This is a genomic window from Luteitalea sp., from assembly GCF_044337415.1.
Lineage (GTDB): Bacteria > Acidobacteriota > Vicinamibacteria > Vicinamibacterales > Vicinamibacteraceae > Luteitalea.
Map to the genome: position 1 here is coordinate 1 of NZ_JBIINP010000015.1, position 20,991 is coordinate 20,991.

General features: G+C 71.7%; 21 protein-coding genes and 1 tRNA gene. 11 read left to right on the plus strand and 11 right to left on the minus strand.

Annotation, left to right across the window (positions count from 1 at the left end; translation table 11 throughout):
- Positions 1-82: 82 nt before the first annotated feature.
- Together ACIRDX_RS04565 and ACIRDX_RS04570 are read right to left on the minus strand one after the other, a co-directional pair.
- Positions 83-171 (minus strand) — tRNA-Leu (locus ACIRDX_RS04565).
- Positions 172-258: 87 nt separating this feature from the next.
- On the minus strand, positions 259-621 hold the full coding sequence (locus ACIRDX_RS04570) for a hypothetical protein (RefSeq protein WP_396624218.1): 363 nt from the start codon (positions 619-621) through the stop codon (positions 259-261).
- Between the two features lie 124 nt (positions 622-745).
- Between ACIRDX_RS04570 and ACIRDX_RS04575 the strand changes: the two genes are divergently transcribed.
- Entirely contained in the window at positions 746-1,189 is a 444-nt protein-coding gene (locus ACIRDX_RS04575; RefSeq protein WP_396624219.1) for a hypothetical protein, read from the plus strand.
- Positions 1,190-1,309: 120 nt separating this feature from the next.
- Here the strand turns inward: ACIRDX_RS04575 and ACIRDX_RS04580 are convergent, their stop codons facing one another.
- Together ACIRDX_RS04580 and ACIRDX_RS04585 are read right to left on the minus strand one after the other, a co-directional pair.
- Positions 1,310-2,029 carry a copper homeostasis protein CutC gene (locus ACIRDX_RS04580; RefSeq protein WP_396624220.1) on the minus strand — a complete coding sequence of 240 codons (720 nt, stop codon included), beginning with the start codon at positions 2,027-2,029 and terminating at the stop codon, positions 1,310-1,312.
- Positions 2,026-4,173, minus strand: a complete 2,148-nt coding sequence (locus ACIRDX_RS04585) for a thioredoxin domain-containing protein (RefSeq protein ID WP_396624221.1) — start codon at positions 4,171-4,173, stop codon at positions 2,026-2,028. The genes ACIRDX_RS04580 and ACIRDX_RS04585 overlap by 4 nt, the downstream gene beginning before the upstream one ends.
- A 47-nt stretch (positions 4,174-4,220) precedes the next feature.
- On the opposite strand from ACIRDX_RS04585, the gene ACIRDX_RS04590 reads away from it, so the two are divergent.
- The 3 genes from ACIRDX_RS04590 to ACIRDX_RS04600 are packed head-to-tail and all read left to right on the plus strand — an operon-like array spanning position 4,221 to position 7,547.
- Positions 4,221-4,760: a DJ-1/PfpI/YhbO family deglycase/protease gene (locus ACIRDX_RS04590; protein WP_396624222.1), complete on the plus strand. Its 540-nt coding sequence runs from the start codon at positions 4,221-4,223 to the stop codon at positions 4,758-4,760.
- Positions 4,761-4,773: 13 nt separating this feature from the next.
- Entirely contained in the window at positions 4,774-5,889 is a 1,116-nt protein-coding gene (gene galK, locus ACIRDX_RS04595; protein WP_396624223.1) for a galactokinase, read from the plus strand.
- Between the two features lie 59 nt (positions 5,890-5,948).
- Positions 5,949-7,547, plus strand: coding sequence for a sodium:solute symporter (locus ACIRDX_RS04600; protein ID WP_396624224.1), 1,599 nt, complete (start codon positions 5,949-5,951; stop codon positions 7,545-7,547).
- A gap of 114 nt (positions 7,548-7,661) precedes the next feature.
- Here ACIRDX_RS04600 and ACIRDX_RS04605 read toward each other — a convergent pair whose 3' ends face one another.
- From ACIRDX_RS04605 to ACIRDX_RS04620, 4 genes are all read right to left on the minus strand, one after another.
- On the minus strand, positions 7,662-8,609 hold the full coding sequence (locus tag ACIRDX_RS04605) for a YihY/virulence factor BrkB family protein (protein ID WP_396624225.1): 948 nt from the start codon (positions 8,607-8,609) through the stop codon (positions 7,662-7,664).
- Positions 8,610-8,658: 49 nt separating this feature from the next.
- The gene (locus tag ACIRDX_RS04610) at positions 8,659-8,985 is read right to left on the minus strand and encodes a YtxH domain-containing protein (protein WP_396624226.1); all 327 of its coding nucleotides are present in this window, start codon (positions 8,983-8,985) and stop codon (positions 8,659-8,661) included.
- Positions 8,986-9,000: 15 nt separating this feature from the next.
- The gene (locus ACIRDX_RS04615; protein ID WP_396624227.1) at positions 9,001-9,240 is read right to left on the minus strand and encodes a hypothetical protein; all 240 of its coding nucleotides are present in this window, start codon (positions 9,238-9,240) and stop codon (positions 9,001-9,003) included.
- 104 nt (positions 9,241-9,344) lie between these two features.
- On the minus strand, positions 9,345-10,769 hold the full coding sequence (locus ACIRDX_RS04620; protein WP_396624228.1) for a sigma-54 interaction domain-containing protein: 1,425 nt from the start codon (positions 10,767-10,769) through the stop codon (positions 9,345-9,347).
- Between the two features lie 191 nt (positions 10,770-10,960).
- Between ACIRDX_RS04620 and ACIRDX_RS04625 the strand changes: the two genes are divergently transcribed.
- The 7 genes from ACIRDX_RS04625 to ACIRDX_RS04655 all read left to right on the plus strand — a co-directional run bounded on the left by ACIRDX_RS04625 (position 10,961) and on the right by ACIRDX_RS04655 (position 16,646).
- On the plus strand, positions 10,961-11,140 hold the full coding sequence (locus tag ACIRDX_RS04625) for a hypothetical protein (protein ID WP_396624229.1): 180 nt from the start codon (positions 10,961-10,963) through the stop codon (positions 11,138-11,140).
- Positions 11,141-11,144: 4 nt separating this feature from the next.
- The gene (locus ACIRDX_RS04630) at positions 11,145-12,752 is read left to right on the plus strand and encodes a carboxyl transferase domain-containing protein (protein ID WP_396624230.1); all 1,608 of its coding nucleotides are present in this window, start codon (positions 11,145-11,147) and stop codon (positions 12,750-12,752) included.
- A 75-nt stretch (positions 12,753-12,827) separates the two neighbouring features.
- Positions 12,828-13,619, plus strand: coding sequence for an enoyl-CoA hydratase-related protein (locus tag ACIRDX_RS04635; protein ID WP_396624231.1), 792 nt, complete (start codon positions 12,828-12,830; stop codon positions 13,617-13,619).
- Positions 13,612-15,114 (plus strand): acetyl/propionyl/methylcrotonyl-CoA carboxylase subunit alpha, encoded by a 1,503-nt coding sequence (locus ACIRDX_RS04640; protein ID WP_396624232.1) that lies wholly within the window; start codon positions 13,612-13,614, stop codon positions 15,112-15,114. Before ACIRDX_RS04635 ends, ACIRDX_RS04640 begins: the two co-directional genes overlap by 8 nt.
- Complete coding sequence (locus ACIRDX_RS04645) at positions 15,107-15,517, plus strand: acetyl-CoA carboxylase biotin carboxyl carrier protein subunit (RefSeq protein WP_396624233.1); 411 nt, start codon at positions 15,107-15,109, stop codon at positions 15,515-15,517. Before ACIRDX_RS04640 ends, ACIRDX_RS04645 begins: the two co-directional genes overlap by 8 nt.
- Positions 15,514-16,440 carry a hydroxymethylglutaryl-CoA lyase gene (locus ACIRDX_RS04650; RefSeq protein WP_396624234.1) on the plus strand — a complete coding sequence of 309 codons (927 nt, stop codon included), beginning with the start codon at positions 15,514-15,516 and terminating at the stop codon, positions 16,438-16,440. The genes ACIRDX_RS04645 and ACIRDX_RS04650 overlap by 4 nt, the downstream gene beginning before the upstream one ends.
- 23 nt (positions 16,441-16,463) lie before the next feature.
- Complete coding sequence (locus ACIRDX_RS04655; RefSeq protein ID WP_396624235.1) at positions 16,464-16,646, plus strand: CPXCG motif-containing cysteine-rich protein; 183 nt, start codon at positions 16,464-16,466, stop codon at positions 16,644-16,646.
- Positions 16,647-16,655: 9 nt separating this feature from the next.
- Here ACIRDX_RS04655 and ACIRDX_RS04660 read toward each other — a convergent pair whose 3' ends face one another.
- From ACIRDX_RS04660 to ACIRDX_RS04670, 3 genes are read right to left on the minus strand one after another with little or no spacing between them, the layout of a single operon-like run.
- Entirely contained in the window at positions 16,656-17,807 is a 1,152-nt protein-coding gene (locus ACIRDX_RS04660; protein WP_396624236.1) for a SagB/ThcOx family dehydrogenase, read from the minus strand.
- Between the two features lies 1 nt (position 17,808).
- Positions 17,809-18,018, minus strand: coding sequence for a hypothetical protein (locus ACIRDX_RS04665; RefSeq protein WP_396624237.1), 210 nt, complete (start codon positions 18,016-18,018; stop codon positions 17,809-17,811).
- 55 nt (positions 18,019-18,073) lie between these two features.
- A complete protein-coding gene (locus ACIRDX_RS04670; protein ID WP_396624238.1) occupies positions 18,074-20,788 on the minus strand; it encodes a protein kinase in 2,715 nt (904 codons plus the stop codon).
- Between the last annotated feature and the right edge of the window lie 203 nt (positions 20,789-20,991).

Below are 20,991 nucleotides of genomic sequence, written 5' to 3' on the forward strand. Positions count from 1 at the left end.
TCGAGCGCGACGGCGAGGCCGGCAGGCCGGAGCCGTGCGCCTGAGGCGCACGCCCGGCGCCGGACGCGCGCCTGCGAGCGGATGGTGCCGGGAGTGGGGATCGAACCCACACGCTCCTCACGGAGCACAGGATTTTAAGTCCCGTGCGTCTGCCAGTTTCGCCATCCCGGCATGGCGGTCCGCCCGACGCCGCCTGCCCGACCCGCCTGTCCATCCGTCATGCGTCATGAGGCATGACGCATGACGCATGACCAATGACTAGTGCACCACCCCGCCCGAGGTGGCGCCCGGCTGCTTGACGGCATCGTTCAGCAGCGCCTCGAGCTTGGCCTGCGTCATCGCGAACGGGCCCGCCACCGCCGACGCACTGTGGATCTCCAGTGCGAGCACCACGCCTTCCTGGTACGGACTCACGATCCAGTTGATCCCGTGGAACGTCGTCACGGGCTCGTCGTCGCGGCCAGGATTGATGGTGCGGTCGATCGCCTTCAGCGTGGAGTGCATCATCGTGCTGGCATCGTCGACGGTCCAGGCCGACGGGTCGGTCCCGCCGATGTGGTGGACCGTCTCGGTGAACACCTTCTCGTCGCCGCGCAACATGATCTCGACCTGGTACGTCATCGTGCCCTCTGGGAAAACGTGCAAGACCTGCAGTGGCCCAGAATTGCACAAAGCGCCCGCCTTGTCAGCGCGCACCGCGCCGGCGACCGCCAGGCGCCGCGCGGGGCCCTGCTACACTCCCCGCGTGTTGACGCCGGGTGAATTCGTGGGCCGCGTGGCCGAGTGGGTGGCGACGTTCAACCGCGGCAGCCTCGACCTGCCCGACGGCCTGCTCCACAAGGACGCCACCTTCAGGCTCAACGGCGTCGCGTACCAGGACACGCTCGGCCGCCCGGCGTCCGATCCCATCGTCCGCCTCGTGTCACGCGGGCCCGGCGGGTACCGGCTCCTGGTGAAGGCCCTGCACTACACGCTGACGACACCCGAGGTCGCGCTGCGCAACCTCGACGTGCACCACGGCCTGGCCACGGGGCACGTCGACCTGAGCGGCGTGCTCCGCGACACCGCCGAGGCGTGGGTGGCCAACGCAGACATCGTGATGACCATCGACCTCGATGGACACATCACCGAAGTCGCCGTGCAGATGGACGACGACCGCGTGGCCCGCCTGCAGCGCGCGCGGCAGTGAGTTCATTCGTCATGCGTCATGCCTCATTCCTCATGAGTCATGAGTCATGACGCATGAGAAGGAACAAGGCAGAAGAAGGCACAAGGGAGAAGGGAAAAGGGAGAAGGGAGACCGGCGGCGTCAGGAATTCGCGTCGCTCGCGAACCAGCGTGCGCGCAGGGTGGCGACGATGGCGGCGTCGACCGGCGCGGCGAAGGTCTCGCCCGTCCGCGCCAGGCGGCCCACGTGCAGTTCGTGCAGCGTCCCCACGGCTGCGAGGGCGGCCACAGCCTCCGACGACACGCCGCCGCCCACGATCACGCGCACCGGGGCGATGTCGCGCTGCAGGGTGGCCAGTGCTGCCGCCCGCTCGGTCCAGTTGGCGCCGGCGCCGGCAGAGAGCACGCGATCGACCTGCGGGCAGCGCCGCAGGGCATCCACCGGGGCAATCGTCAGTCGCTCGACGGCGCGATGCACCGTGATGCGCGCCTTGGGCACGCGTTCGGCGACCAGCGCAAGGGCGTCCTCGTCGAGCGCACGGCCCTCCCCTTCAGCCGGACGGATATAGCCGGTCACCACGTCCACCGGGAGGTCCGAGAACAGCGCCGCATCGCGGGCGATCTCGGCCCGATGCGCGGCGTCGCCCACCTCGAACGTGTTGCGCGGGCGCACCATCACGCGCAGGGGCAGGCGCACCCGCGCCAGCAATGCCTCGACCAGGCGGACGTCTGGCGTGAGGCCATCCTCGTGGATGTCGCGCACGACCTCCAGGCGTGTCGCGCCGCCGGCCTCGGCGGCCAGGCCGTCTTCCAGCGACAGGGCGATGATCTCGAGATGGGTCTCCGTACCGGCCGTGCTCACACGGCACCTCCCAGGTGGCGCGCGAGCGTGTCGGGATCGGTGGTCGGGGCCTGACAGGTGAACCCCTCGCACACGTACGCCGTCGGACGCCCGTCGCGCAGGGTCAGCGTCTCGAGAAACGGCAACAAGTGGGCCAGGTGCGCCTGCGCGTGGCCGGGCGCCACGGGCACCACGACGGAGAACGGCAGGTAGGTCTGCGCCACCACGTCGTGCAGCGCGAGCGTCGCCGGATCGTCGGGCGCGCCAACGATGACGATCTGCCGGAGGCCGGCGTGGTAGGTCGCCAGGTCCGCCAGCAGGAAGGGCACGGCCCGCGCCGCCCTGCCGATGGCCGGGCCACCGCGGGCGAGCGTGCGCTCGACGCGCGCGAGGGCTTCGGGGTCGGGCGCGAGGTGGACCAGGCGGAGCAGGTTCATCGCCGCGACGGCGCTCGCGGCAGGCTCGGCGCCGTCGTAGTCCTCCTTCATGCGCAGGAGGACCGTGGGGTCGTCGCCGGTCGTCGAGAACCAGCCGCCCCCGACGTCGTCCCAGAAGCGCTCGTCGAGTTGCGCCTGCAGATCGCGCGCCCATTCGAGCCAGGCCGCATCGCCGGTCGCCTCGAAGAGTTCGAGCAGCCCCCAGGCGAGGTACGCGTAATCCTCCGCATACCCGTCGATGGCGGCCTCGCCGTCACGCCAGCGACGCAGCAACACGCCGCGGTTGGCGTCCCACAGCGCGGCGCGCACGAACTGGGCGGCGCGCTCGGCGGCGCGCAGCCACGTCGGCGCCTGGGCGCTGCGTCCGCGCAACTGCCGGGCCGCACGCGCGAACGCGGCGATCGCCAGGCCGTTCCACGCCGTGAGCACCTTGTCGTCGAGCGAGGGCCGCGGGCGCTGCCGCCGCGCCTCGTGCAGGCGGAGGCGGGCCGTGCGCAGGTCACGAATGATGTCGTCGACCGAGTGCCCGAACGCCTGCGCCAGGTCCTCGATGTCGCGGGCGACGTACAGCACGTTGCGCCCGCGGAACTCGCCGAGGGGGTCGGCGGCGTTGCCCTCGGGGCGCACGCCGAAGCGGGCGGCCACGAGCGGGGCGAGCGCCTCGCCGACGGCGTCGATCACCTCCTCGAGACTCCAGAGGTAGTACGCGCCCTCGAGTCGGCGCGCGTGCGGACGGTCGGCCTCGTCGGCCGGCACGCTGTCGGCGTCTTCGGCCGACAGGACGCCGCCGTCGACGCCCGTCAGCTCGCGCGCGACGTAGCCCAGCGTGTCCTCGGCCACCGAGACGTAGAACGGGTCGCCGGAGGCCTGAGCGGCTTCGAGCAGGGCCAGCACCATCTGGGCCTGGTCGTACAGCATCTTCTCGAAGTGCGGCACGCGCCACTCGGCATCGACGGAGTACCGGTGGAAGCCCCCGGCCACGTGGTCGCGCAGCCCCCCGGTGCTCATCGCCCGCAGCGTCTCGAGCGTCATCTCGAGCCCCTCGGGATTGCCAGAGAGGGCGTGATGACGCAGCAGGAAGAGGAACTCGGACGGGCGCGGGAACTTGGGCGCCGGGCCAAAGCCGCCGAGGCGCGCGTCGTAGGCCTTCACGTACTCGGCGAGGCCCTCGTCGAGGGCCTGCCGCGGGGCGACGTGTACCCCGCCGTCGGGGGGGGCCTCCGGCCGCGTCGCCTCGCGCAGGCGTGCCGCCAGCGTTGCGGCCGAGGCCGTGACACGCGCGCGCTCGTCGCGCCAGGCGCGGCCGATCTCCTCGAGGACGTCGAGGAACCCGGGGCGCCCGTGACGACTCGTGGGCGGGAAGTAGGTGCCGCCGTAGAACGGCTCGAGGTCGGGCGTGAGGAAGACGCTCATCGGCCAGCCGCCCTGCCCGGTCGTGGCCTGCACGAAGAGCATGTAGACGCGGTCGATGTCGGGCCGCTCCTCGCGGTCCACCTTGATGCTGACGAAGTGGGCGTTGAGCGCGGCGGCGATGCCGGCGTGCTCGAACGACTCGTGCTCCATCACGTGACACCAGTGGCACGTGCTGTAGCCGACCGACAGGAAGATCGGCTTCTGCTCGGCCCTGGCGCGGGCGAGGGCCTCGGGGCCCCAGGGGTACCAGTCCACGGGATTGCCGGCGTGCTGGAGCAGGTACGGGCTGCGCTCACCGGCCAGGCGATTGGCCATCAGGTCATCTTAGCCCTGTTGTAATATCGCCGACTGGAGACCGTGTCGTGACCGCCGATCCTCGCAAGCGAGTGGCCCTGCTGGTGGAAGATGAGTTCGAGGATGCCGACCTGGCCGGCACCGCCGACCTGCTGCGGTCGTCCGGGCTCGAGGTCGTCTTCGTGGGCCCGATCGCGGGCCGCCACTACCACGGCAGGAAGGGCCTCGAGGTCACGGCCGACCTCGCGGCGGGCAAGGCCACGGTGCGCGACTTCGATGCCGTGGTCATCCCGGGGGGCCATGCGCCCGATCGGATCCGCCTGCGCCACGCGATGACGGACCTGGTGCGCGACATGATCGCGGCCAACAAGCCCGTGGCGGCCATCGACCGCGGCGCCCAGGTGCTGATCTCGGTCAAGGCCGTGGGTGGCCGGACGATCACCTGCTGGCCCTCGATCGCCATCGACATCAAGAACGCCGGCGGCCGCTACGTCGACCGCCCGGTCGTCGAGGACGGATGCGTGATCACGGCCCGCAAGGCCGACGACGTGCCCCACTTCGCGGCGGCGATCCTGAAGGCGCTCGGCAACCTGCAGCCGGCGTCCTGAGCGCCCCCCTTCCGTGACCGAGATCCCGCGCCACGACATCATCCGGCACCTGGGCCACCGGCGGACCATCATCGGCGAGGCGCCGGGGCGGGTGAACCTGATCGGGGAGCACACCGACTACTCCGGCGGGTTCGTGCTCCCCACGGTGATTCCGCAGACGACGGCCGTCGCGGTCGCCGCCAACGCGGACGTGGCCTCGCGCGCCTGGAGCGCCTCGGTCCCCCACGACGAGCAGCGGGCGCGCTTCGTGGTCGGCGAGGAACAGCGCCGCGGCGCCTGGGTCGACTACGTGCAGGGCGCCAGCGCCGTGCTGCGGGCGGCCGGCCATCCGGTGGGCGGCTTCGACGCCGTGATCCGGTCCGAGGTGCCGCTCGGCAGCGGCCTGTCCTCGAGCGCGGCCCTCTCGGTGTCGGTACTGCGGGCGCTGCGCGAGCTCTTCCAGTTGCGCATCGACGACGTCGTCCTGGCCGGGCTGGCGCGCCGGGTGGAGACCGACTTCATCGGCGTGCCGGTCGGCGTGATGGACCCGATCGCCTGCGCGCTCGGGGCCATCAACCACGCGCTGTTCCTCGACACGCGGGACCTGTCGTGGCAGCTCGTGCGGATCCCGTCGACGGCCGAGATCGCGGTGGTCAACTCGGGCATCCGGCACAGCATCTCGTCGGGGCACTACCGCATCCGCCGCCAGGAACTCGAGGCCGGCATCCGCGCGCTCGGCGTGCACGAGCCGCGCGAGATCACCGACGTCGAGATGCGCCGCCTCGAGTCGCTGCCGGCCCTGCTGCAGAAGCGCGTGCGCCACGTGATCACCGAGAACGCCCGCGTCCTCGAAGCCGTCGAAGCCCTCCGCAAGCGCGACATCGTCAGGTTCGGCCAGCTGATGAATGCCTCGCACCAGTCGTTGCGCGACGACTACGAGGTGTCGGTGCCCGAGATCGACCGCATGGTGGAGATCGCCCGGGCCCAGCGCGGCGTGCTCGGCGCGCGCATCACCGGTGGCGGGTTCGGCGGGTCGATCGTGCTGCTCACCACGGCCGGCAACGCGGCACGCGCCGCGGAGGCCGTCGCCAAGGCCTCGCGCGACGAACTGCGCCTGACGCCGCAGGTGCTGATCCCACCGGCGAAGTAGACGGCGGTCTCAGGGCTCAGGGCTCAGGGCTCAGGAAGACGGACTAGAATCGGCCGCACATGACCGGCCTCGATTACGGCGTCCTCGCGGCGTACTTCCTGCTCATCTTCGGGATCGGCTTCTCCTTCGCGCGCGGCACCCGCTCCTCGCAGGCGTATTTCCTCGCCGACCGCAACGTCGGCTGGTTCGCCATCGGCACATCGCTGTTCGCGACCAACATCTCGAGCGAGCACTTCATCGGCCTGGCGGGCTCGGGCGCGACCACGGGGCTGGCCGTGGGCCACTTCGAGTGGCTGGCGGTGTTCATGGTGCTCACGCTCGGGTGGGTGTTCACGCCGTTCTACCTGCGAAGCGCCGTGTTCACGATGCCGGAGTTCCTCGAGCGCCGCTATGGCCCGGCGTGCCGGTGGTACCTCACGACGGTCTCCGTGCTGGCCTACATCTTCACGAAGATCTCGGTGTCGCTCTACGCCGGGTCGCTCCTGCTGGAGACCCTGCTCGGCTGGGACTTCTACACGTCGGCGGTGGTGATGGTGGTGGCCACCGGTGTGTACACGGTGGCCGGCGGCCTGTCGGCGGTGATCTACACGGAACTGGTGCAGGCCATCATCCTGCTCGCGGGGGCCGTGGTGCTCACGCTGCTCGGGCTGCGCGAAGTGGGTGGATGGAGCGCATTGCGCGCGCAGGTACCGGCCGACTTCTTCTCGATGATCCGGCCGGTGTCACATCCCGACTTCCCGTGGACGGGCATCTTCTTCGGAGCGCCGATCCTCGGCCTCTGGTACTGGTGCACCGACCAGGCGATGGTGCAGCGGGTGCTCGGCGCGCGCAGCGAGTCGGACGCTCGCGGCGGCACCATGCTTGCCGCGCTGCTGAAGGTGACGCCGGTGTTCGTGCTGGTGCTGCCCGGGATCATCGCCAAGGCGCTCTACGCCGACGTCAACGGCGACAACGCCTACCCGCTGCTGGTGCTGCGGCTGCTGCCGTCGGGGCTCACCGGCCTGATGGTGGCCGCGCTGATGGCGGCGCTGATGTCGTCGCTGGCGGCCACCTTCAACTCGAGCTCCACGCTGGTCACCTTCGACGTGTACCGGAAGCTCCGGCCCGACGCGACCGAGGCACGGCTGGTACGCGTCGGCCAGTTGGCCACGGTGGTGATGGTGGTGCTCGGCATCCTGTGGGTGCCGTTCATCCGTGGCATGAGCTCACAGGTGTTCGTCTACCTGCAGAGCGTGTCGGCCTACATCAGCCCGCCCATCGCGGTGGTCTTCCTGTTCGGCGTCTTCTGGCCGCGCGCCACGCGGCAGGGCGCCGTGGCGGCGCTGGCCTCCGGTGCGGTGATCGGCGGCGCGCGGTTCGTGCTCGAAGTGATCAAGGCGCGCCCGCTGGTGGCCGACAGCCCGGCCCTGACGGCGTTCGTGACGATCAACTTCCTGCACTTCGCGATCGTCCTGTTCCTGATCGCGACGACGCTGCTGGTGGTGGTGTCGCTGGCGACCCCGCCCCCGCCCGCCGCGCAACTGCGCGGCCTGACGTTCGCCACGCTCGAAGGCGGCTACGCCCGCACGCCCGCCGAGCGCGCCACGATGCGCTGGCAGGCGCCGCTCTCGATCGCGCTGATGCTCGGCGTCATCGTGCTCTGGGTGGTGTTCAGGTAGGGAACGGCAGTCGGCGGTCGGCAGTCGGCAGTCTGAACCGTCCGCTGGGGCTGCCAGAGCCGGTAGGGTCGGCCATCTCCCCCGCATTCGGCGTTCGGCGTTCGGCGTTCGGCGTTAAGCGTCAACCGCCGCGACCTGCTGCCGCGCCATGCGCCTGATCTGGGCGTAGGCGACGGTGAGCTCGACGCCGTACAGCAGGACCGCCGCCGACACGTACACCCAGAGCAGGAACACGACAACGCCGGCAATCGTGCCGTGGACGCTGAAGCGCGACAGGTCGTGGACGTACCAGCTGAACCCGGCCAGGGCGGCGCGCCACAGCAGGCCGGCGATGATGGCGCCCGGCCACACGTCGCGGAAGCGCACCTTGTTGGTGTTGGGCACGAAGTAGAAGATCAGGCCCGTCACGGCGATGAACATGAAGGTGCTGGCCCAGCGCCCCCAGAAGCCCCGCACCCACGCGGCGGCCGGGGTCTCCCCCACCCGCGCGGCGAACCAGTTGGACTCGACGACGCTGCCGACGCTGATGATGGCCAGGGCCACGACCAGCAGCACACTGGCGGCGGCGAGCATCAGGAACGCGACGAGCTTGTGCTTGAGGAACGTCGGCTGCCGCTCCACCCGCCAGGCGTAGTTGACGGCCGTGGTGATGGCGCCGAACACCCCGAGCGCCGACCAGATCATCAGCAGGCTCGCGAAGAACCCCAGTTGGAAGCGCTGCTGGCGGAAGGCGTCGATCTGCGCCGAGAGGAAGTCGAACTGCCGCGGGAAGTACCGGAGCACGAAGCCGAGCACCCGGAGCCGCGCGTCCTCGTCGGTGGTGACGCTGCCGACGATCGAGAACAGCACGAGGAACAACGGGAACAGCGACAGCAGCGCGTAGTAGGAAATCGACGACGCGTAGGTCAGGTTGTCGCTGTTGAAGAAGCGGACGAGGGCGCGCCACGAGGCCACCGCCACGGCGCGCGGCACCGACAGGACCAGGCGCCAGGCCTGCCAGGGCCACGGCGAACGCTGATCGCCCGGGGCGGGCACGGCGGCAAGGGCGTGGCGTCGGCGCACGGTGAAGGGCGGGCGGGGCCTGGCCCCGCCCGCAACGGAATCACGCGGGTCAGCTGAAGGGCTGATCCGGGTCGGCGATGGCCTCGGGGTCGCGTCCCTCGCGAACGGCCTGGGCGGCTTCGCGCGCCTTGTCGGCGGCCGTCTGGACCATGGCCTTGCCCCGCTCGGCAAACTGCGCCACGCGATCGGAGGCCGACCCGAGGCCCTCGCGCGCCTTGTCCTTCACGCGCTGCGCCCGCTCGGCGACCTCGCGGCGGGTCTCGTCGCCCGGCTTGGGCGCGAACAGCAGCGCGAGGCCGGCGCCGAGCATCGACCCCGCGATGAAGCCGATCAGGAAGGTCGCACCGCTGTTGCGGCTGGTGTCGTCGTGGCTCATGAGTCTCTCCCCGGGCTAGGCGCGCCCGGATTCCCGCGTGATGTCGCGCAGCGCCGACCAGCTCTGGTCGGCCACGCCCCGGGCGTGCTGCACCGAGGTCTGCAGGTCCTGCAGCCGCCCGATCATGTCCTCGAGTCCGGGCCCGAGCTGGTCGCGCAACTCCCGTCCGTCGCGGGTCAGGAACAGGTAGCCCGCCACCGCACCGCCCAGGGCGCCTGCGACAGCGGCCAGCATGATCTTCGTCCGATCGGTCACGCGCTCGATCCTCCGGCGTCGCCGCCCCGGGCTCCCCGGGGGTGCGGCACGCGTCCAGCCATTTCACCACGGGGACGCCGTGGGAGCCAGCGCCCCGGGGCGCGTCAGGCCGGTGGCTCGCTCGGCACCTCTGCCGCAAGGCGCCGTCGGGGCCGCGGCGGTGAGGTGATGCCGTGCTTCTTCATCTTGCTGTACAGCGTCGGCCGGTACAGGCCGAGCTGCTGCGCCGCATCCTGCTTGTTCCAGTTGGTGCGCTGCAGCGCCTGCAGGATGGCCATGCGCTCGATCGCGGCCAGGGTCGCCGTGGCCGGGAGGAGGTCGGGCGCCCCTCCCGCCGGCGTGGCGAGCGCCGTCACCGAGTCGGGCAGGTCGTCGGGCTGCAGGTCCGGGCCGCGTGCCACGAGGACACCGCGCTCGATCACGTTCTCGAGTTCCCGCACGTTGCCCGGCCAGCGATGCTGCATCAGCCGGTGGTACGCCGCCGGGCTGACACCACGCAGGTTCCGGCCATGCCGTGCGTTGTACAGGCCCAGGAAATGCTGGCACAGCGGCGCGAGGTCCTCGAGCCGCTCGCGCAGCGCCGGGACGCGCATCGTGATGGTGTTGATGCGGAAGTACAGGTCCTCGCGCAGGCGTCCGTCACGCAACGCGGCCTCGACGTCGACGTTGGTCGCGCAGATCAGGCGGAAGTCGACGCGTACGCTGCGATCGCTGCCGATCGGCCTGAACTCCCGCTCCTGCAGCACCCGCAGCAGCTTGGCCTGCAGGTACGACGGCATCTCGCCGATCTCGTCGAGCAGCAGCGAGCCGCCCTCGGCCATCGCCAGCAGGCCCGCCTTGTCGGTGAACGCCCCGGTGAACGCGCCGCGACGGTAGCCGAACAGCTCGGCCTCGATCAGCTCCTTGGGCAGGGCCGCGCAGTTGATCTTGATGAAGGGGCCGTGCGCCCGCGCGCTGTGCGTGTGGACGGCGTTGGCGATGAGTTCCTTGCCCGTCCCGTTCTCGCCGAGCACGAGGATGTTGGCGTCGCTCCCGGCGACGGCGCCCACCAACTCGTAGAGCTCGAGCATCTTCTTGCTCTGCCCGATCATCTCCGGGAAGCGACGGGGCGCGTCGAGCTGGCGCCGCAGCTGGCGATTCTCGGCGCGCAAGCGCACCCGCTCGGCCGCACGTTCGAGTTCCTCGGCGAGTTCGTCGGCTTCCACCGGTCGGCTCACAACGGCGAACGCACCGACGCGGAGCCACTCGGCGGCGCGCAAGGAGTCGTCGGCTGGACGCACGACGACGGCGTCGGTCTCGGGCAGGTGCTGGCGCCAGTGCCGCAGCGCCTCCGGGCCATCGACGGCACGACCGCTACCGATCACCAGCAGGATGTCGGGCGCCCAGGCCTCCGACGCGGCTTCGACCCCGTCGGCGTCGGTGGCCCGGAGGTCTACGACCCGACGCTCCTGGAGCCGATCCAGTCCGATGCGGATGCCGGCATCGGGCACACCCACCATCAGCAGCCGCAGGGGCGCGTCAGTCGGCATGTCGTCCTTGCAGACAGAGGCCGACGCTCACTCTGTCTCGACTCCAGACGCTCACTGTCAGCTTTACATGCATGAGTCCGGCCAGCGTATCAAACATGAACGGTCATGACCTAACGAAGGACGTGACCGGTCGCGCCTATCAGGCCTGGCTGCGTTCGAGCCGCCGGCCCGCTGCGGCCTATAATCCGGCCATGCCTCAGGATGCCGAGTCCCGGCCGGCCCCCCAGCCGCGCGAGACGACGCCCGCCCGACCGCAGCCCGCGTGCGATCCGCCGACGGTGTGCGACCGGTGTGGCGCCGAGATGTTCCGGATGCACGCCGTCTGGCGCTGCCCTGCCTGCGGCTACAAGACCGACTGCTGCGGCTGGTGATCGCGTGGACCGCCTGACGTCGGCCCTCGATCCCCGCAGCGATACGTTCACGCGCAACGCGGCCCGGATGCGGGCCCTCGTGGACGACCTGCGCGCCCGGCGAGACGCGGCGCGGGCGGGCGGTGGCGCCGAGGCGCAGGCGCGACAACGGGCGCAAGGCAAGCTGACGGTCCGGGAGCGACTGGATCACCTGCTCGACCGCGGCACGCCATTCCTCGAGTGCTCGCCGCTCGCGGCCGACGGCCTCTACGACGGCGACGCGCCTGGAGCGGGCCTGGTGACCGGCGTCGGGCGCGTGTCGGGGCGCGAGGTCCTGATCGTGGCCAACGACGCCACGGTCAAGGGCGGCACCTACTTCCCCCTCACCGTGAAGAAGCACCTGCGCGCGCAGGAGATCGCGCTCCAGAACCACCTGCCGTGCCTGTACCTGGTGGACTCCGGGGGCGCGTTCCTGCCGCTGCAGGCCGAGGTGTTCCCGGACCGCGATCACTTCGGCCGGATCTTCTCGAACCAGGCGCGCATGTCGGCGGCAGGCCTGGCGCAGATCGCCGTCGTCATGGGCTCGTGCACGGCCGGCGGCGCCTACGTGCCAGCCATGTCCGACGAAACCATCATCGTCAACGGCACCGGCACGATCTTCCTGGGCGGTCCGCCGCTCGTGAAGGCCGCGACCGGCGAGGACGTGACCGCCGAGGCGCTGGGTGGGGCCGACGTCCATACGCGGCTGTCAGGCGTGGCCGACTACTACGCCGAGGACGACGCGGAGGCGCTGCACCTGGCGCGGACGATTCTGTCGACCGTCCCCGTGCGTCGCCGCGATCCCGTGGCACGCGCCACGCCCGAGCCGCCCGCCTTCGATCCCGCCGAGTTGTATGGCGTGCTCCCCCAGGACCTCCGGACCTCCTACGACGTGCGGGAAGTGATCGCGCGGCTGGTCGACGGCTCGCGCTTCGACGAGTTCAAGGCGCGCTACGCCCCGACGATCGTGACGGGCTTTGCGTACCTGCACGGCTACCTGGTGGGCCTCATCGCCAACAACGGCGTGCTCTTCTCCGAGTCGGCGCTGAAGGCCACGCACTTCGTCGAGCTGTGCGACCAGCGCGGCCTTCCACTCGTGTTCCTGCAGAACATCACCGGCTTCATCGTCGGGCAGCAGTACGAACGCGCCGGCATCGCCAAGGACGGCGCCAAGCTGGTCCACGCCGTGGCGACGACGCGGGTGCCGAAGTACACGGTGGTGATTGGCGGCTCGTTCGGCGCCGGCAACTACGGCATGTGCGGCCGGGCGTTCGATCCCCGCCTGCTGTGGATGTGGCCCAACGCCCGCATCTCGGTGATGGGAGGCGAGCAGGCCGCCGGCGTGCTGGTGACGGTGAAGCGCGACCAGCTCGCACGGCAGGGACGCACGCTGTCGCCCGAGGACGAAGCCGCCATCAGGGATCCGATTCGCCAGAAGTACGAGCACGAGGGTTCGCCGTACTACTCAACGGCGCGCCTGTGGGACGACGGCATCCTCGATCCGCTGGAGACGCGCGATGCCCTGGGGCTCGGGATCGCCATGAGCCACAACGCGCCGCTGGCTCCGCGCGGCGTGGGCGTGTTCAGGATGTAGGGACGGAACGGGAATCGGGAGTCGGGAATCGGGAATCGGGTAGCGGGTAGCGGGTAGCGGGGGATCGGACACGCCATGGCCGGACTGCAGGTTGAACGCCGGGGACAGACTGTCTGGCTCACGCTGGATCGGCCCGAGGTGCGCAACGCCCTCGACGACCGGCTGATCGCCACCATCAGGGACACGGCGCGGGCGCTCGCGGGCGACGGCACGGTGCGAGCGGTGGTACTGGCCGGCAACGGGCCGGCCTTCTGCGCGGGCGCCGACCTCGGCTGGATGCAGCGCATGCGCGAGCACGACGAGGTCCGCAACCTCGACGATGCGATGGTGGTCGCCGAGATGTTCCATGCAGTGGCGGCGTTACCGATGCCGGTGGTGGCGCGCGTCCACGGCCCGGCGCTCGGCGGCGGCGCCGGACTCCTGGCGGCGAGCGACATCGTGATTGCGGCCGACGACACGACCCTCGGCTTCACCGAGGCGCGCGTCGGTATCCTGCCTGCGACCATCGCGCCGTACGTCATCCGCCGGATCGGCCTGGCCGCCGCACGACGGCTGTTCCTGCGGGCGCACCGCCTCGACGCCGCGGAGGCCCGCGCCGTCGGCCTGATCGACGAGGTCTGTCGGCCGGAGGCGCTCGACGAGACGGTGCAGGCGCGCCTCGAGGAGCTGGCGCTCGGCGCGCCGTCGGCCCATCGCGCCACCAAGGCACTGCTCGCGCAGTTGGCGCCGCTTCCCGACGCCGCGACGCGGCAGCGCACCGCCGAGGCCATCGCGCGCCAGCGCGTGAGCGACGAGGGCCAGGAAGGCCTCCGGGCGTTCCTCGACCGCCGCCGGCCGCGCTGGCAGGCCGCGGACTCCGATGCGTAAGGTCCTGATCGCCAATCGCGGGGAGATCGCCGTGCGCGTCGCGCGCGCCTGTCGCGAGCGCGGGCTGGGCGTCGTGGCGGTGTATGCCGGCCCCGATGCGACACGACCGCACGTGCTGATCGCCGACGAGGCCGTGTGCCTCGACGCGCCCGGCGACGAACGGCCCGTGTCCGCCTACCTGTCGGTATCGCGGGTGATCGACGCGGCACGCGCGACCGGCGCCGACGCGGTGCACCCGGGCTACGGCTTCCTCAGTGAGCGCCCGGAACTGGCCGCGGCGTGCCGCGACGCGGGCCTGACGTTCATCGGGCCGCCGGCCGACGTCATCGCGCGCATGGGCTCGAAGCTCGAGGCCCGCCGCCTGATGGAGGCCGCGGGCGTGCCGTGCGTGCCGGGCGCGCGACCGCAGGACCAGTCGCTCGACAGCCTGCGGGCGGCCGCCGTCGCCGTCGGCGTGCCGTTGCTCGTGAAGGCGTCAGCGGGCGGCGGCGGGAAGGGCATGCGCCTGGTCACGCAGTTGGCCGACCTCGACGAGGCGCTCGGTGCGGCGAGGCGGGAAGCCGAGGGCGCCTTCGGGGACGGCACGTTGTACGTGGAGCGCGCGCTGATCCAGCCGCGTCATGTCGAGGTGCAGGTGATCGCCGACGAGGCCGGCACGGTGTTGCACCTCGGCGAGCGCGAGTGCTCGCTCCAGCGCCGCCACCAGAAAGTGATCGAGGAAGCGCCCTCGCCGGTCGTGTCGCCAGCGCTGCGGCAGCGCCTCGGCGCGGCCGCCGTGGCTGCCGCGCGAGCCGCCGGCTACCGCAACGCCGGCACCGTGGAGTTCCTCCTGCACGGCGACGGCGACGCGGCCACCTTCCACTTCCTCGAGATGAACACGCGCCTGCAGGTGGAGCATGCGATCACCGAGGCGGTCACCGGCCTCGACCTCGTGCACCTGCAACTGGACGTGGCCGAGGGGCGCGCGCTCGCGTTGGCCCAGGACGCCATCACGCCGCGGGGACACGCCTTCGAATGCCGGGTCTACGCCGAGGACCCCGACGCCGGCTACCTGCCGCAGTCGGGACGCGTGCTCCGCTATCGGGAGCCGCAGGGCCCGGGCGTGCGCGTCGACAGCGGCATCCGCGAGGGCGACCTCGTGACGCCGGACTTCGATCCCCTGCTCTGCAAGCTCGTGACGCACGCGCCGACGCGTGGCCTCGCCCTCGACCGCATGCGCGTCGCCGTGCGATCGAGCGTCGTGCTCGGACTCCGCACGAACCTGCCGTGGCTGGCACGCGTGCTGTCGCATCCCGACGTGGCGTCGGGCGCCGTACACACCGGGTGGCTGGCCGAGCACCAGGCGCCCCTGTCCACGCCGGCCGTGCCGTGGCTGGACTCGCTCGCGCAGGCGGTGGCCAGCGTGCAGGGACGCGAGGCCCGCGCGCCCGGGGCCGAGGCGACAGCCGACGCGCCGACGACCCCGTGGGACACGCTGGGAGGCTGGCGTGCCTGAGTGGACGCTGACGCGCCGCGGCGACGGCACCTGGGACGCCCGGCGCGAGGATGGCACGCGCTGCGTGGTGCTGGCCGCGACCGACGCCGACGGCGTCGTCTGGGTGCACGCAGCCGGAGAAGTGAGCGTGGTTCGGCCACCGGAACGGGCCAGGCGCGCCGCCGCCGGTCACGGCCATGCGCTGCTCGAAGCGCCCATGCCCGCGCAGGTGACGGCCGTGCTCGTCGCTGCCGGCGACACGGTCGTGGCGGGCGCCGCCCTCGTCCTGCTCGAGGCCATGAAGATGGAACTGCCGCTCCGCGCGCCCACGGCCGGGCGCATCGGCGCGGTGCACTGCGCGGTGGGCGACCGGGTGGCTCCCGGGCGCGTGCTCGTCGACATCGAGCCGGGAGACGACGCGTGAGCGACGCCGTGTCGATCGTCGAGCTCGGACCACGGGACGGCTTGCAGAACGAGGCCGTCGCGCTCGACGTCGCCACGCGCGCCGCGTTCGTGCGGGCCCTGGCCGCTGCGGGTCTCCGCCGCATCGAGGCCGGCGCGTTCGTCCGCCCCGACCGCGTACCGCAGATGGCCGGCAGCGACCAGTTGTGCTCGACGCTCACCGCCGATGCGGCGCTTCTCGGTGCGGGCGTGCGTCTCTCCGCCCTCGTGCCGAACCTGAAGGGCCTGGAACGCGCCGTGGCCGCCGGCGTGCGCGAGGTGGCGGTCTTCCCTGCCGCGTCGGAGACCTTCAGCAGGCGCAACCTGAACCAGGGCGTGGACGAGGCGCTCGCGTCGGCCGCCGAGGTGTGCGCGGCCGCGACGCGCCAGGGCCTCGCGGTGCGCGGGTACGTGTCGACGGCGTTCGGCTGTCCCTACGAGGGGCCCGTCCCCGTCGCTGCCGTCATCCGCGTGTGCGAGCACCTCCTCGCGGCGGGCGTCCACGAGGTGGCCGTCAGCGACACCATCGGCGTCGCGCACCCGGGGCAGGTCCGCGACGTGCTGTCCGCCATGCTGACGGCGGTGCCGCGCGAACGGCTCGCGCTGCACTTCCACGACACGCGCGGGACGGCGCTCGCCAACGTCCTCGTGGCCCTGGACGCCGGCGTGCGCACCTTCGATGCCTGTGCCGGCGGGCTCGGGGGCTGTCCCTTCGCGCCCGGGGCCACCGGGAACCTCGCGACCGAGGATCTGGTCTACATGCTGCAGGGCCTGGGCCTCGCCCGCGACATCGACCTCGACGCCCTCGTGGAGGCCTCGGCCGCGATCGAGGAGGCCATCGGCCACCCGCTGCCGTCGCGCTGCTACCGGGCGACGCTGGCGTCCCGTCGGGTTCGCTCCCGATAGCGGCGCCCGTCATCCTTCACGCCATGGAAATCGAGACCACCTGCCCCTCCTGCGGTGAACCCGTCACGCTGGTGATCGACGTGACTGCCGGTCGCCGGCAGACCTACGTCGAGGATTGCTGGGTCTGCTGCCGACCGATGCAGGTCGCGGTCGTCGTGCACACCCGCGACGACGTGGACGTCGACGTGAGCAGCATCGAGCAATAGGCTGCCGGATCAGGCATCTGGCGGTGCCGCAGGGCCGTCGTGCGTCGCACGCACGCGGTGCCCCGTCGGCGTCATGACCGGCGCCGGTCGATCCTCGTGCGGGCGCCACTCCCCCGCCATCGGCACGCCGGCTCCCATCGCGTACACCACGGGCCGCTGCCGAGGATCGAGTCCGAGCGAGGCCTCGATCGCCGAGTCGGCGAGTGCGGCCGTACAGAAGGGCCCCACGCCGAGGGCCGTCGCCACGAGGCAGAACGTCTGGGCCAGGTGGCCAGCCTCGATCAGCACCACGCGATACGCGCGGGCCGAGCGGTAGCGCCAGGCCACGCGCGCCAGTTCGCTGGCGAGGACCACGACCACGGCCGCGCCGTCGTAGCCCTCCTGCATCGGTAACCATTCGGTGACGCGCGTGGGCGAGGGTGCGTCGAGGCGCGTGAGCACGTGGGCCTCTGGCCGGTAGTGGTAGAGCGCGGACGGCAGGCCGACCACGTCGCGCGCCCACACCCACGCCTCGAGACTGTGCCGGGCGCCACCCGATGGCGATGTCTTCAGGGCGAGCGGGCCCTCTGCGGTCGACGCCCACGCCTGCACGCCGAACGTCGCACCGAGCAGCGTGCCGAGATCGGCCAGGCCGAGGGGCTGCGCGGCGAAACGGCGATGCGTGCGGCGGTCGGCCAGCGCCGCCGCCAGCGCGCCGGGCACGACCGGGGACGGCAGCGGCACGTCGCTGGTGCCCTGCGCGGGGAGCACAGGCGGCGGACGCAGCGGGCGCGGGGATGTGTCGTCGGCGGGGCGACGAGCGAACGCGACGTCGCGCGTCGCGAGATGGAAGGCCTGCGCGACGGGCGCCCAGGTGTCCCATGGCGTCGGCACGGAGGCGATGGACTCACCCGGGGGTGACGGCGCCGCCTCGAGCAGGTCGTGCGCGAGCAGGCCGTGCACCAGCGCGTCGACCGCGACGACCGGCAGGTCCAGCGCGAGGGCGAGGGCCTCGACGGTGGTCCAGTCGGCGAGGCGGTCGAGAACCGTCTGCAGCAGCGGCGAGAGCGGGAGTCCCTCGGCACGTGTCGGTGTTCGCGCCGTGAGCCCCCCGCCTTCCCAGGTGCACCACGCCCCTGGTGCCCGGCGAACCCACAGCGCCGGCGCCCCCTCGCTGGTCACGTCAGGCGGGGAACTCGTACACGGATTCGTTGGCGTCGCGGCTCCAGCATTCCGCGCGCAACATCAGGGCGGTGCCCTCGAGCGAGGCCTTCATGGCTCGCGCACGCTGCTTCCTCTTGGAGTCGGCGGGCTCCTCCATCGTCTCGAGTTCCTTCAGCAATGCGTCGATGGCTTCGACGACGGGACGGAACGACACGGGTGGCTTGGTCATCAACGGGCTCCTTGCGACAGGCGCGGCGGCCTCATGCCGGCGCGGGTGTCCTGCATCAGGCAGGGGATTCGTACAACTCGACGATACGCGTCCAGCGCGGGTCGGCGCGCACGACCATGAAGCGCGGGTCGACACGCAGGTAGGCCAGTCGGGAGCTCTTGCCGCGGGCGGCGAGTTCGAGCCACTTGAACACCTGGTCCGACTGCTCGAGCCCCGCATACGCCGTCGCGAGGAAGAACGCCAGATCAGGGCGTTTGGCGGGGGGGGCCGCCTCGTGCTGGGCCTGGATCCGGGCCAGTTGCGCGGCCGACTCGGCGTGCTTGCCCAGGCGACCGAGCGCGGCGGCGATCTGCGCCTGCGCGAACGCATCCTGCCCATTCCGGCGCACGAGCAGTTGCCGGCAGGTGGTGAGGGCCTCCTCGAACTTGCCGACGACCGTGAAGATGCGGCACTGGCCCACGAGGGCGGACTCGAGCGACGCATCGACCACGCGCAGTTGCTCGAACATGGTCAGGGCTTCCTCGTCGCGTCCGGCGTAATGCAGGCTCATCGCGAGGTAGCCCTTGAGGGTGGTCGACAACGGCGCGAGCCGGCGGGCCTCGAGCAGTTGCTCGACGGACTCGGCCGTGCGCCCGCGTCCGGCCAGGAGCATCGCGAAGCGCGCCCGAGCATAGACGTTGCTCCCGTCCAGCGCGAGTGCCTGCTGGAACTCCTGCTCCGCGCGCGCCCAGTCGTGCGTGTCCTCCGCGTAGAGGTCGGCGAGCGCGGCATGCGCATCGGGGTTGTTGGCGTCGCGGGCCAGGGCCGTCGAGGCCACCAGGCGCGCATGGTCGAAGACCACGAGCGCCGGAATCGTGTTGAAGCGGTACTGGGTCAGCAGGCACTGTGCCCAGCGCGCGTAGCCGGCCGCGAACCCGGGATCGGCGTCGGTGGAGGCCTTGAAGGCCTGGCACGCCTGCGCCGTACCTTCGGCGCTCTCGGTCGCGCTGAGCCGCAGGCCGCGTGCGAAATGCTCCAGGGCCTCGGCATTGCCGCCGGCCGCAGGCGGCGCCCCGCCGTGCAGCGCCCCCGGGTCGAGCCGCAGGTGCGGGGCCAGGGCGCTCGCAATGGCGTCGCCGAGGCTGTCGAGGGTCGCCGAGGGGCCGACCGATGGCAACGTCACGGGCACCATACCGGCCATGAGCACGCGCACGGTCGCGCGATAGCCGTCGGGAAGCTTGCGCACGGGCTGCACTTCCACGAGCGCGTCGGCCTGCAGCAGCGCGAGGATCGCCGCGCTCGGCGTCGCAGCATCGTTGAGCGCCGCCACGGCGTCGGGACTGGTCACCCGCACCTCGGGCGACGACCGCAGCCGGGTGCCGAGGCTGCCCGCCACGCCATACGTCAGCGGATCGAAGGTCGAGGCCGAGGCCGTGACGGGGCGGACGGCGACCACCGGCGTGGTCGCGGTGGCCCGCTGGAGCCCGACAGGCGCCTCGCGCGGCAGCAGCCAGGCGACGAGCGCCACCAGGATGGCGCCGATCAGGAATCCCGCCGCCGCGATGTGCCACCAACGGAAGGTCCACGCGCGGGGACTCGTCCCCGGCAGAGGCGCCGCCGTCTCGGATGCCGGCAACGCCGCCATGGCCGCGGCGAGCGCGTGACGATCGACGGTGACCGTGCTGTCGAGCCCGAGCGAGCGGGCCAGCGCCTCCTGCAGCGCGCCCGCGCTGGTGTAGCGGCGCGTGGCATCGGGATGGCACGCGCGCTCGACCACCCGTGCGAAGTCGTCGGCCAGGTCGGGCCGTGCGTCGTGCAGGCGGAACCGACGCCCCTCGCGATGCGCCTGGCGCAGGTCGTCGAGCGACGAGGCGCTCACGGGGTACTGTGCCGTGACCAGGTGGAACAGGAGCACGCCGAGGCCGTAGATGTCGGACCGGACCGTCGCCTCGCCGCCGCGGAGCAGTTCGGGCGCGAGATAGAGCGGCGTCCCCGTGAGGCGCCCGCTCGTGGTCGGACCTACCGCGTGCACGTACTGCCCCGCCCCGAAATCCATGAGCACGAGGCGCCCGCCCTCCTCGCGCATCACGTTCTGGGCCTTGATGTCGCGATGCACGAGACCGGCCTTGTGCACCGCCGCAAGGGCCCGGCACAACTCCTGGCCGATCAGCGCCGCCTCGCGCGCGCCGAACGATCCGGTCGAGCGCAGGAGTTGCTCCAGCGTGCGCCCGCGGATGTACTCCATCCACAGGCCGATGCGGCCATCCTGCTCCTCCACGCCGAAGACGGTCACCACGTTGCGGTGACGCACACGCGCGAGGATCCGGCCCTCGTGGAGGATCTTGTCGGCCAGTTCGGCAGTCTGGCGGCCCTTGCGCAGCAGCTTCAGGGCGACGTCGCGGTCCAGCCGCGTGTCGCGCGCCCGGTAGACGTTGCCGAACGAGCCCTGGCCGATCTGCTCGATGAGCTCGAGGTGGCCCCAACGGTCCACCGGGCCGGTGGCGGGCGGCAGCAGGACATGCTCCTCGACGGTGGGCCCATCCGTCTCGGTGAGCGGCGGCCCGATACGCCCGACGACGCGACCACGCCTGAGGCGAGCCGTCGAGGAGGCCGACGAGGGCGGATCGGACCGGTGCAGTTGGGCGACGCCGGCGAGGACCCGGAGGTCCTGCAGGAGCTGGCGGTCCTCCTCGTCCTCGACCGAGGCCTCGAGGCGCGACCAGTCGATGTCGGCGGTGCCATCGGCGACCGAGGCCGCGAGCTCGAGCAGGTGCGTGCGATGGGCGCCCATGAGGTGGCAGATGCGCGGCCAGCAACACCCAACCGCTTCGATAGCAGAAAACGTTATACGGAGTCGGAACGAACCGTGAAGGCCGATTGTGGGGCTTCCCGAGGGCCCCCGACGAGCGCCTTGCGGTTCTTCCTTGACTTTGACGTGTCTTGGGTTCATTTTTTGATTAGTCAAAATATGAGCCCGTCCTTGCTGGCCCTGTT

What these genes read in the sequence shown, in the direction of transcription:
- ACIRDX_RS04635 (WP_396624231.1), top strand. Translation starts at nt 12,828, where the DNA reads ATGGCCGGACTGCAGGTTGAACGCCGGGGACAGACTGTCTGGCTCACG.
- ACIRDX_RS04655 (WP_396624235.1), top strand. Translation starts at nt 16,464, where the DNA reads ATGGAAATCGAGACCACCTGCCCCTCCTGCGGTGAACCCGTCACGCTG.
- ACIRDX_RS04620 (WP_396624228.1), bottom strand. Translation starts at nt 10,769, where the DNA reads ATGCCGACTGACGCGCCCCTGCGGCTGCTGATGGTGGGTGTGCCCGAT.
- ACIRDX_RS04665 (WP_396624237.1), bottom strand. Translation starts at nt 18,018, where the DNA reads ATGACCAAGCCACCCGTGTCGTTCCGTCCCGTCGTCGAAGCCATCGAC.
- ACIRDX_RS04640 (WP_396624232.1), top strand. Translation starts at nt 13,612, where the DNA reads ATGCGTAAGGTCCTGATCGCCAATCGCGGGGAGATCGCCGTGCGCGTC.
- ACIRDX_RS04570 (WP_396624218.1), bottom strand. Translation starts at nt 621, where the DNA reads ATGACGTACCAGGTCGAGATCATGTTGCGCGGCGACGAGAAGGTGTTC.
- ACIRDX_RS04625 (WP_396624229.1), top strand. Translation starts at nt 10,961, where the DNA reads ATGCCTCAGGATGCCGAGTCCCGGCCGGCCCCCCAGCCGCGCGAGACG.
- ACIRDX_RS04670 (WP_396624238.1), bottom strand. Translation starts at nt 20,788, where the DNA reads ATGGGCGCCCATCGCACGCACCTGCTCGAGCTCGCGGCCTCGGTCGCC.
- ACIRDX_RS04610 (WP_396624226.1), bottom strand. Translation starts at nt 8,985, where the DNA reads ATGAGCCACGACGACACCAGCCGCAACAGCGGTGCGACCTTCCTGATC.
- ACIRDX_RS04600 (WP_396624224.1), top strand. Translation starts at nt 5,949, where the DNA reads ATGACCGGCCTCGATTACGGCGTCCTCGCGGCGTACTTCCTGCTCATC.
- ACIRDX_RS04585 (WP_396624221.1), bottom strand. Translation starts at nt 4,173, where the DNA reads ATGGCCAATCGCCTGGCCGGTGAGCGCAGCCCGTACCTGCTCCAGCAC.